The 11,252-nt window shown below is 57.0% G+C and carries 5 protein-coding genes; 2 read left to right on the top strand and 3 right to left on the bottom strand.

What is annotated here, in order from left to right:
* Positions 1-124 precede the first annotated feature (124 nt).
* The 3 genes from OKC27_RS21680 to OKC27_RS21670 all read right to left on the bottom strand — a co-directional run bounded on the left by OKC27_RS21680 (position 125) and on the right by OKC27_RS21670 (position 6,089).
* Complete coding sequence (locus OKC27_RS21680) at positions 125-1,150, bottom strand: GGDEF domain-containing protein (RefSeq protein WP_182939571.1); 1,026 nt, start codon at positions 1,148-1,150, stop codon at positions 125-127.
* Between the two features lie 316 nt (positions 1,151-1,466).
* Positions 1,467-4,382: an HD domain-containing phosphohydrolase gene (locus OKC27_RS21675; RefSeq protein ID WP_182939572.1), complete on the bottom strand. Its 2,916-nt coding sequence runs from the start codon at positions 4,380-4,382 to the stop codon at positions 1,467-1,469.
* 258 nt (positions 4,383-4,640) lie between these two features.
* Positions 4,641-6,089, bottom strand: a complete 1,449-nt coding sequence (locus OKC27_RS21670; protein WP_182939573.1) for a response regulator — start codon at positions 6,087-6,089, stop codon at positions 4,641-4,643.
* A gap of 538 nt (positions 6,090-6,627) precedes the next feature.
* Here OKC27_RS21670 and OKC27_RS21665 point away from each other — a divergent pair.
* Together OKC27_RS21665 and OKC27_RS21660 are read left to right on the top strand one after the other, a co-directional pair.
* The gene (locus tag OKC27_RS21665; protein ID WP_182939574.1) at positions 6,628-6,810 is read left to right on the top strand and encodes a hypothetical protein; all 183 of its coding nucleotides are present in this window, start codon (positions 6,628-6,630) and stop codon (positions 6,808-6,810) included.
* Positions 6,795-10,853, top strand: a complete 4,059-nt coding sequence (locus tag OKC27_RS21660; RefSeq protein ID WP_270806686.1) for an ATP-binding protein — start codon at positions 6,795-6,797, stop codon at positions 10,851-10,853. Before OKC27_RS21665 ends, OKC27_RS21660 begins: the two co-directional genes overlap by 16 nt.
* Positions 10,854-11,252: the final 399 nt, after the last annotated feature.

Below are 11,252 nucleotides of genomic sequence, written 5' to 3'. Positions count from 1 at the left end.
TGGGCTGTCGCCGGTAGAGTTTGAAAGGCAGTTTATTTTTCAGCAACAAAGTGTCTAGAAAACCAGGGGCGATTCACTATATCCTGGATGGTTTTTTATAACAGGGTAAAAAACTACCGGCCTATCAATGTCGTGGCTCAGCGATTCTGATGCAGTTACGGCCGGATGACTTGGCGGTGTAGAGCGCGGAATCAGCGAGTTTTACCAGCTCTGACGGTTGCCGGTGACTCGATGGCCTGAGGCAGGCGACACCCATGCTAACGGTCACCAGACCGGTGGCATTCTGTGCGTGTGGCTGCGCGAGTGCAAAAATGAGCCGCTGTATGTGTTGGGCAATATCATACGCAGATTGATGCTCGACATGTGGCAACAGGATGACAAACTCTTCTCCGCCGTAGCGGGCCACCAACTCCCCCGAGCGGCGTCCGGATTGTGCCAGTGTGTGGGCCAGCAATCGAAGGCACTCGTCACCGGCCACGTGGCCATAGAGGTCGTTGAACTGCTTGAAATGATCGATGTCGAGCATGATGAGTGCAATCGGCATCTCTGTCTGCAGGCACCACTCCCAGGCCTGGTGCAATGAGTTGTCGAACAGACGGCGGTTACCAATGTTGGTAAGCCCGTCGGTATTGCTGAGCGCTTCCAGTTTCCGGTTCGCTTCCGCCAGCTCTTTGGTTCTGAGTTCGATAATCAGCTCCAGTTCATGCTGGCGCTCCTCCAGATTGGTCATCGGGTAAATCTCGTTCTCGCGAGCCAGACCGTAAGGGATGGAGATACTGCTGTGAGCAATTTTCCATTCCATGGCTTCATGCCGAAAGATCAGCACCAGCCGGGCAGTTTGCCGAGACAGGATGGGTTCTGATTTTGGTAGATGGATATGGAAGAAGGCGGTGACAGCCACCACGTCAGCGGCCAGATCTTGCAGGGCTACATCGAGTATGTCCAGGCGGATCCTGTCCGGGATCTGGGCAAAATCGCGGCGAGTTATCCGAACCCACTCTTCTCGATTGGTAACCAGAACATCGCTGCTGCCTGCAAAACCGCTGAAATTGTCGCTAAAACGTGTTGTGAGCCGGTCATCCCGTGATGAATACATCTCGATGTACTCATCAAACAGTGAGCGGATCAACTGTTCCCGTTCAGTGGTCATTGCGCTGGATCCATGTGAAGTGGTCACGTTCTTTCAAACGTTCAAGTTAATGATAGTTAAGTTTGTTATTTTATTTGGCTATCTATCTTGATTTTTCTCGATTTCTTGTTCGATTTCCTCAATTGGCAAGTGTCCGTGGGGTCAGCCATAAACCCTGCCACAAACAAGGCTCCATGGAGAGGATTATCATGGCTGTCGGGTGAATCTCCTCTTCAGATCTATTGCGCATCGGGTTGACCACCGGTGTCAGACAGGCGGGGCTGCGTGCAGATCCCCAGACTGCACGCATCAGGTCACCCCATGTGCCTCGTGGCGGTCAATGGTTGGCGAGATAGGGGCTGATATCCACCTCGTCGATGAGCTCCGGGTTCATGTAACGCTCGGCATAGCGCAGGTAGACGCCAGAGCGGAGAAAGAGAGCAAACAGTTCGGGGTCGATATGGTGATCCTGCTGCATGAATCCCATGATGCGGATCGCCTCCGAAAGGGACTTGGCTTTCTTGTAGGGGCGATCGCCGGCGGTCAGCGCTTCAAAGATATCGGCGATGGCCATCATGCGGGCGGGGATGCTCATCTCGTCCCGTTTCAGCCGCTTGGGATAACCGCTGCCATCCATCTTCTCGTGGTGTCCCCCTGCGATTTCCGGCACCTGTTTCAGGTTGGCGGGGAAGGGGAGTTTTTCGAGCATGATGATGGTCTGGATCATGTGCTCGTTGATCTTGTAGCGCTCCTCGTCGGTGAGGGTGCCCCGGCGGATGGCGAGGTTGTAGATCTCGCCGCGGTTATAGAGGTATTCGGGGGTGTTGACCTGAAATCCCCAGGGGTTGTCAGGGGCAAGGCGGTCGCGGTTGCTGCGGGTGAAGAGGTGATCCGGCCGATCGGCCAGCAGCGGCTCGGTGACCGGCAGCGGTGACTCCACTTCCCGCTGTTTGCGCGCCAGCTCATCCTGAGAGATGCCAATCCGATCGGAGAGCGTGCGCTGCCAGGTGCGGCCTGCGATCTGCTGCAGCCTTGCAATATCCTCCGTGGCCATAAATTCGCCCCCTTCGTTGCAGCGGGCGATGAAGGCAAACTCCTCATCCAGCTGTTGCCACTGCTGTTGCAGCGTGGCCTGTAACGCGATTTCATCATCACCGTGGAGGCGTGCCTGCCAGTAGGCAATCTCGGCATCCCGTTTCAGCACTTCAAAGCGCATCCTGACCTCGTGAATGCGATCGCACAGGGTTTCCAGCTTGGTGGCCTTGTCGACCACAAATTCCGGGGTGGTCACCTTGCCGCAATCGTGCAGCCAGGCCGCGATATGTATTGCTTCCCACTGTTTTTCATCGAGCGAGAAGTGCTGGAATGGTCCCTCCCGGGCCTCACATGCCGCTTCTGCCAGCATCTTGGTCAGTTCGGGCACTCGTTGACAGTGGCCACCGGTATAGGGGCTCTTGGCATCGATAGCCCCTGCGATGAGCTGGATAAAGGCTTCCAGCAGATTGCGCTGCTCCTCCAGCAGTCGCTGGGTGGTGAGTGCCACGGCGGCGGTGGAGGAAAGGGCTTTGACAAAGGCCATCCGCTGCGGAGTCAGGGATTTTTGCTGTTCATCGATCAGAAACACCAGGGTGCCGAGCAGTAGGCCATCACGGTTTTTCAGGGCAATCGGCCAGAAGGTCAGCTGTGTGTCGCTCTCCTCGATGTAGGGAAACAGGATCTGCAATTCGCTGGAGACCAACGCAACCGGTTCCAGTTCCACCCCTTGCAAGCTCTGGAACAGTGGATGTTTTGGCTGATTGAGGGTTCCGATACTGTGGGTCGGCGTTTGCTCCTGCACCTCGCCATTCCAGCACAACCCCGCCAGATCCAGCGTCTTGTTGCCGCTATCGGAGAGATAGAGCATGCAGCCTGTTGCACCGGTCAGTTGCTGCATTTCGGTGAGCAGCCGCACCAGCAAGCGGGGGAAACTGGTCTCGCTGGAGAGGGAGGTGGAAAGCTGCAAAAAGCGCTGAATGGTTGATTTCATGTCGCCCATGGCCTGGGAGAGATCGATGATTTCAGCAATATAGGTGTTGACCCTGACCGGCTCGTTGAAGTCGAAGTGGGCTATTTTCCCTGCTTCTTGTGTCAGGGCATCGAGGGGCCTGGCGGCGGTTCTGGCCAGCTTGATGGCCGCGAGCAGGGCAAGGATCAGGAAGATACCCGACAGAAGGAAGGTCTGATTGCGAATGGTGATGGCCTTGGCCAGCAGTTCATCGACAGGCGCGGCAATCCAGAGTGATAGCCGTGATTCATCCGCTTCCGGCAGCTCAACATGCATACCTTGCCAATCGCGCTCTTCTGATTGAAACGTCAGTTTATCCATATGCTGACGTTGGCTGGCATCGATCAGATGTTGCAGCATGGGAAGGTCGGCTTCAGTGACTTTGGCTAGTCGAAATCCCCCCTTCTCACCGTGAATGATCATCCCGCCTTTATGGCTGGTGATCAGCTCCCCCTGCTCATTGACAATGGCCAGCCGCATATTGGGGGTGATCATGGCAGATTTGAGCAAGTGTTCGATGGAACGCAGATTTAGGCTCACTCCGATGATGCCAGCGCCGTTTTGCATCGGTTTGGCAAAGCTCAGGTACATCTCCTGAGAATCGAGCGAAATATAGGGGGGCGTCTGCACCAGTCGTCCGGCCTGCTTGGCCTGAATAAACCAGGGGTGTTCTCTTGCATCAAATGTGAGTCCTGATACCTGTTTGTGCGCGATGATGGCGAGGTTGTCGGCCAGCGCGAAGATATCCGTGAGGGTGGCTGCCTCCAGATGCCGGACACTTTGGACGATCCAGCGGGTATTGGCGGGAGGCGTCAGGTGTTGCACATCGGTGTCGGTCGGCCAGCGCATCAGCCAGAACATATCGCCGTTGTTGTAACCGGCATAGACCCCGTTGGCCGAGGGCTGCCCTGTTAGCAGGGTCGCCATATAGGGGATGTTGGCCATGCGTGCTGCCAGGGTGTCGGCTTCGGTCAGGCGCTGCTGGGAGAGCAGATTGACACTCAGGGCCGAGGAGCGGAACAGCCCTTCCAGCTCCTGCGTCGTCAGTTGGCCAATCAGGCTGAATCTCTCTTCCGCCTCATTCATCAACATGGTTTTGGTCTGCTGATATTGGTGACCAAGGGTGATCAGGGCAAACACCAGCAGCAAGCCCAGAAACAGGTGGGCAATGTGGACATACAAGGGGATAACGCGGCGAATGAGATTCATGTTATCTCCTTAATGGATGGGACGGCGGGATGGGACATAAAACAGATAACCCAACGGAATAATGGATGGCTTCATGGTGTTGGCCCTTCTTGCTGCATGCATGAAAATTTCCCGTTGCGTTAAACCGCCAGATGACGATGACCAGATGACGATGAATAGCAGGGTGGTGATAAATCCTTCGTGTTTTATTCGCGCATCGCAGAAGAGGAAAATAATCCGCGGCGATGTCATGGCTGGGCACGACGACGTGGACCCGGCTCACTCTGGATATGGGTTGAAATCCTCTTTTTGCGGGAAGTGCGCCGAGATATTCAGCAACCGGGTCTCTTCATCGAGCGACACCGTCACGGTGGCGCCATGGGCTTCCAGCATGATTTTGCCATGGTAGCCATTGCGACTGCGCGCATCTTTGTTATCGGAGGAGGTGGATTTATCGAACAGAGACAAGGCGTGGCTGAGATCCAGCAAGGTCGAGCTATCAATATTCAAGATAATGCTGTCAGGGTTTTTCAGACAGACAATCTCCACACAGGAGGAGGGGGTTGCATGTTCGCAGGCGAGCCGTATCAATATTTGAAACGCGGAATAACAGAGAAATTCGTCACCTGCGATGAACAGCTCGTCATAGAGATAATTTTTGGGTTTGGTCAGCTTGATATCGAGCTTTTTTCCGGCATAGAGATTTTTGAACTGCACCGAGAGCCGGTTGAAAATATCAAAGAGCTGGACTTTACCCGCTTTCAACACAAAGGAGCCGGTTTCAATCTGGTAGATCTCGGAGGCCAGACGGGTCAATGCCAGCGCATCGCCCACCGATTTTCTGGTGATGGAGAGCTGGGTTTTTTGGACCATGTTGAGCGTCGGGTCGGCGGCCAGCTCTTCCAGCAGGTGTAGCGCATTGAGCAGCGGCTCCCGGATTTCATAGCGGATATTGAACTCGAGGCTCTCTTTGAGCGCGTTGAGCTCAAGCATCTGATCGAACTCTTTTTGCAGATCTCTTCTGGCATGCACCAGCCGCATCAGATTGGCAATGCGAAAACGCAGCATCTCGATGTCGATCGGCTTGGTGATAAAATCGACTGCTCCGAGTTTCATCGCCCGTTTACGGGAATAGATATCATCCAGTGCCGTCATAAAGACGATGGGGATGTGCTCTGAGTGGGGATGTTCACGCAAAATTCTGGCGACATCGAATCCGTTCAGGTTGGGCATCATGATATCGAGCAGCACCAGATCGGGTGGATTATCCGATTGGCAGATCCGGATCGCTTTTTCGCCATCCTTGACCAGCTTGAGATGAAACTCTTTGCGAAATACCGAGGTGATCAGCATCAAATTATCTGGAATATCGTCAACCACCAGAATGGTGGGGCTGTCCTGATTGCTGGCGACCAGATCGCTGTTGGAAACACGGTGCAAACGGCCGAAGTCGAATTGCGAGTGTAGGTGCTGCGATTGACTGGTTGCCAACAGCAGCCGGGTGATCCTGGTTTTAAGGGTATCGGGCTTGAGCGGGGTCAAAATAATGTCAGAGACTTTCGCCTGGACAAATTGTTCGATCAATGGGCGATCGGTCCCTGAGGTCAGGGTCAAAAAAGGCAGTGTGTGGTGAGGCGCCGTGCTGCGGATATTTTTCAGCAGCGTGAGCAGATTCGTAGAGTCTATATCGATATTGCAGATGATCATGGCGGCGGGGCTATCAGCCATGCACCGCTCCAGCGCCTCGACACTCTCCACCACCGTAATCTGGCTTATGCCAATGGCACGTAACTGATGGCATAGCGCATCGCTGTGCACATTATCTTTTTCCAGCACCAGCGTGGGCCCGGAAATTATTTTTGCTATGTCCATATGGCTATCTGATGTGCCCATCTGTCGCTGTATCCTGCCAGCTCATTTTGAGCATGATAATATAGGGTGCATGACTCTGGTCAATCGATACCTCTGCTACCTTGCGCTGGAAATATCAATCTGCAAGCTGGCTCATCACCCAACGGGATAACGAGATTAATCTGATATCACCACGGTTGTTGGCGCGGACCCTCTTGTGATGCGCGCGGCTGCCACTCTCCCATATCCGCTTTTTCCTTTTATCCGGTTTATCCCTTGCCACGTGCTGGTGCGGGCATGGTGGTGCGCACATTTCAACCGGGTTGTCGTGGCTGCCAGTTCAGGGATCCGTTATGGTGTGAGAAAGGTTGGCAAGGGTCGCCATCCTCCATCTTGGCAGGGAGAGTCACGAGATATGGAACATCTTGCCCCGGACGCAGCTCGTCCTCTGGTGCTGCTGGTTGATGATAAAACTGACAGCCACAAGGTGATGAATGGGCTGCTCAATGAGCTCTTCTATCGCCACGTCTTCTCCTGTGAGGCGGCGTTGGTGCTGATGATTGTCGGGCAGAACGATGGAGCATGTTTTCAACCATGAAATCCCGTCTCTGGCAGATTGCCGCCGTGCTGTTGCTCTCCCTGATGGTGGCCACGCTGGTCGATGCCTTCTATCTGGAACTGGAGCGGCAGGAGTATCGCCAGTCGCTGGATACCCGCATTCAGCGCGAGGGCGACAATTTGCAGCAACTGACCCTCTCAAGCAAGGGGATGGGGGCGGTGCAGCTGGCTGGCCGCCTCAACCGCGAGATCCAGCAAGCATCACTGCTCGAGCGGGGGGAGCTCACCCCCAGCGAAGCACTGCAGGTGCTGGCACAAGGGGTGAAGGCCAATCATGCCTTTGTTACCAATAAAGCAGGGGTGATTGTCCGTGATTGGGATGCGCTTGGCCGCCATGTCGTCGGGCAGGATGTGTCGTTTCGCTCCTATTTCAGGCAAGGGATCCTGGGGCTGGAAACGGTGGATGCCGGGGTCAGCCTCAATACCGGCAAGCGGATGATCTATGTGGCGGCGCCGGTCTCTCACGATCGGGCGCAAGGAAGCGACATTACCGGGGTGGTGGTGGCGCGCTACGAGATGACGCTGCTCGATACCTTTCTGGCCGGGTGGGGCAATGCCATCGGCTTGCTGGTCTCGCCCGACGGGGTGGTGATGGCCAGTAACAAGAGCGACTGGCAAATGGCGGTGGTAGGACCGAACTCTGCCGTCAGGCAACAGCAGCTCTTTGCTTCTCGCCTCTATGGACACTATTTTGCACCGGATCGCCAGCCGGTGACCCTGCCTGCACTCGACGGCCGTGAAGTGCGGATCGGGAAGGATAGCTATCTGGTGAGCCGCATGCCTATCGAGTGGCACGATGCCAAAGGGCAGTGGACGCTGCTGCTGTTGGGCAATGTGGATCAGGCCGTGTCAGGATGGCGGCGAGTGGCTTTGTTCGGGACCGCCCTGTTGATCTGTCTGATCTCGGCGCTGCTCTGGCAGGGGCGGATGTTGCGCCGCCGCAGCATTCGCGAGCGCAACGAGCAGTTTGCCTTCCAGCAGGCGTTGATCGATACCCTGCCACATCCTCTCTTCTATACCGACAATCAGGGCCGCCTGCTGGGGGTGAATCGCGCCTTTACCAGCGCATTTGGTGGCGCCCGCCCGGTCGAGGGCAAGCGGCTGGCGGAGTTGCCGCAACTGGCCGGGCTGAATGCGGTGGATGAGGGCAACACCTTGCAGAGGGTGGCGGGCAGTCAGGCCAGAACACAGCATGAGGTGCGTCTGCTCTCGCCGGATGGTCGTCCTCTGGACATGCTCTATTTTCTCTCCGGGATCGAGCTTGCCGAGAGCGAGCGTAGCGGCGCGGTCGGCAGCCTGGTCGATATCACCCCGATCCGTGCCGCCGAGCAGGCCATGCGGGAGGCCCATGATCGGATTGCGGCGGATCGCCAGCGGCTGCATGAGAGCGAACAGCGGATCCAGTCCATGGTGCGCAACGTGCCGGGCATGGTCTATCGCTGCCTGCCTCATCACCCCTGGACCATGTTGTTCGTCAGCGACGAGGCGGAAAAATTGACCGGCTATCCCGCCAGCGATTTTGTCGGCGTGGGCAACTGCCGCGATTTTGGTGACTTGATCCATCCCGATGACCTCGAACTGAGCAACCGCAACACCATCGAGGCCATTGCGGAACACCGGCAATATATCAACGAGTACCGCATCTTCGATCGCTGGGGTCAGATCCGCTGGGTCTACTCCATCGGGCTCGCCACCTATGATGCCGAGGGCAAGGCCGTCTATCTGGACGGGATCATCTTCGATTTCAGCGACCGCAAGCAGGCGGAGGCCGCCATGCTCGAAGCCCGGCAGATCGCCGAAGATGCCACCCGAACCAAGAGCGAATTTTTGGCCAACATGAGCCATGAGATCCGCACGCCGATGAATGCGATCATCGGCATGGCCCATCTGGCGCTGCAAACCAGTCTCTCCCCCGAGCAGCACAACTATGTGAGCAAGATAGACAGAGCGGCGAACAACCTGCTCGGGATCCTCAACGACATCCTTGACTTCTCCAAGATGGAGGCGGGCAAGCTGCAACTGGAACAGGTGGATTTCCGGCTCAACGAGGTATTTGAGTGGCTGGCGGATCTGACGGCGTTCCGGGCGCGGGAAAAGGGGCTGGCGCTGCTGTTCGATCTGGCCGGTGATCTGCCTGAGCGTTTGCGCGGCGATCCCCTGCGGCTTGGCCAGATCCTGCTCAACCTGACCAGCAATGCCATCAAGTTCACCGAGCAGGGAGAGGTGATTATCCGGCTGGCCCGCAGTGACGAGCGCGATGGCGAGATCTGGCTGCAGGGCTGTGTGCAGGATAGCGGTATCGGCATGACGGCCGAGCAGTGCCAGCGTCTCTTCCACTCCTTTGAGCAGGCTGACAGCTCGACCACCCGCAAATATGGCGGCACCGGCCTTGGCCTGGCCATCACGCACAATCTGGTGCAATTGATGGACGGGGAGATCCGGGTGGAGAGCACCCCGGGGCAGGGCAGCGAGTTCCACTTCCGTATTCGGCTCGCCACCGTGGCGGATAAGGGTAAGGAGAAAGAGCAACGTGTGGCGATGCCGTTGGTGCCGCAGCGTCTGCTGTTGCTGGAGCCGCGCCCTGCTTCGCGAACGGCCATTCTCCACCAGTTGGCGGCGCTGCCTGTTGATCTTGTCTGCGCTGACGCTCCCGCCGCGCTGCTGGCACTGCTGCATCAAGGCATCGCGGCGGGCAAACCCTGTGATCGAGTTGTACTGGGCTGGCAGGAGGGGGATAGCTGGTTGCCAGAGGTGCTGCAGGAGGTTGCCTCGCTGGCAGTGCCGCCCGCGATCTTGCTGATCACCTCGGGCGAGCCCGCACTGGTTGCCAGCCATGTTGCTGCGCAGGGGTTGCCGCTCTGTGATGTGCTGGTCCATCCGTTTACCCCGCAGGCACTGTGTCAGGCTCTGTGTCAGGCACTGCGTCAGGCGCTGGGGGGCGATGCCGTGGGGCGAGAGGCGTTATCGGATGCAAGCCCCCATCATCAGGTGGCGCTGCCCGGTCATGGACTGGCGGGTGCTCGTCTGCTGCTGGTGGATGATAACGACATGAATCGGGAGGTGGCGTTGGCCCTGTTGGGCAAGCAGCAGATCACGCTGGTCTGTGCCTGTGATGGGGCGCAGGCGCTCGCTCTGCTGGCGCAAGATCGCGGCTTTGACGGCATCCTGATGGATTGCCAGATGCCGGTAATGGACGGGTATACCGCGACCCGGTTGATCCGCGCCGATCCGGCGCTGGCCGGGCTCCCCATTATCGCCATGACCGCCAGCACCATGGCCGGAGATAAAGAGAAGGCGCTGGCGGCAGGCATGAATGACCACATCGCCAAGCCCTTGAATATGCCGCTGTTGCTGGCGACTCTCTCGCACTGGATCAAGCCAGCCAGACCGCTGGCGGCCGCCAGCAAGTGGCAGGTGTCAGACGATGCGACCCCCTGGCAAGGCGTGCCCGGCCTTGATGTGCCACGGGGCATGGCCGTGATGGGGGGCGACGGTGCGCTCTACCGCAATATGTTGCAGCGCTTCTGGCAGGGGCAGCAGGGGTTTGCAGCCAGTTTCCACTCGGCGTGGGCCTCGGATGACAAGGTCACGGCCCGGCGTCTGGCTCACACCCTCAAGGGCAGTGCCAGCACCATAGGGGCGATTGGTGTGGCGGAGCAGGCGGCGCTGCTCGAGCGAGCCTGTGAAGAGAGGGATGATGCAGGGGTCGCAACCCGCTTGCCATCCCTGATGGCCGAGCTGACGCCGCTGCTGTCTGGGCTGGAAGCTGCGCTGGCAGATTCCTCCGTGACGGTGGCAATCCCCCGAGGCATCGATGCCGAGATGCTGGCGGCGCAACTGCAGCAGTTGGGGGCCTTGCTGGCACAGAGCGATGCCCAGGCGTTGGCGCTCTGTCAGCAGATAGAGGCTGATCTGGCTGGCAGTGCATCGCCGCTGCGTGTTGCGTTTCAAGAGGTGAGCCGGGCGGTCAACGAGTTCGAGTTTGATCAGGCGCTGCAGTTGCTGGCGCCACTGCTCGGTTGATGATTAACACGCCTCTCGTTTGTCATCATCATCATCCCTGCTAATTTCTTTTGGTTGCCATTGAACAAGAATAATTATCATCTTTATCGATTGGGATGGATATTTACGCTCTGGTTAATTACGCAGGGTGACGTGAAGGTAAATAGTGTGAATGCTGGCAGTAACATCTGTAACCGGATGAGCGAATACGTCGCGCGTTAAATATGAATACTATGTTGCAGGCAGCCTTCCACCTTCTTTTTTCTCTCACAATTAATTTGAATGCAGATTCACGCCGGTGCGTAAACATATGCGCGAGCGTGATATTTTACTCACCAGAATGCCAGGGCGGGAGCACACTTTGTTGATATTTTAACCAAAGAATAACTGAGCCCGATAGTCGTCATTCCAGCCGGCTCT

The organism is Aeromonas sp. QDB62, assembly GCF_027705695.1.
GTDB classification, from domain to species: Bacteria; Pseudomonadota; Gammaproteobacteria; order Enterobacterales; family Aeromonadaceae; genus Aeromonas; species Aeromonas allosaccharophila.
Note: the sequence above shows the minus strand (reverse complement) of the source record. Positions and strands in the feature narration are given on the sequence as shown.

Bases quoted from the DNA above. Each gene is read 5' to 3' on its own strand.
- OKC27_RS21665 (WP_182939574.1), top strand. From the start codon at position 6,628: ATGGAACATCTTGCCCCGGACGCAGCTCGTCCTCTGGTGCTGCTGGTT.
- OKC27_RS21660 (WP_270806686.1), top strand. From the start codon at position 6,795: ATGTTTTCAACCATGAAATCCCGTCTCTGGCAGATTGCCGCCGTGCTG.
- OKC27_RS21680 (WP_182939571.1), bottom strand. From the start codon at position 1,150: ATGACCACTGAACGGGAACAGTTGATCCGCTCACTGTTTGATGAGTAC.
- OKC27_RS21670 (WP_182939573.1), bottom strand. From the start codon at position 6,089: ATGGCTGATAGCCCCGCCGCCATGATCATCTGCAATATCGATATAGAC.
- OKC27_RS21675 (WP_182939572.1), bottom strand. From the start codon at position 4,382: ATGAATCTCATTCGCCGCGTTATCCCCTTGTATGTCCACATTGCCCAC.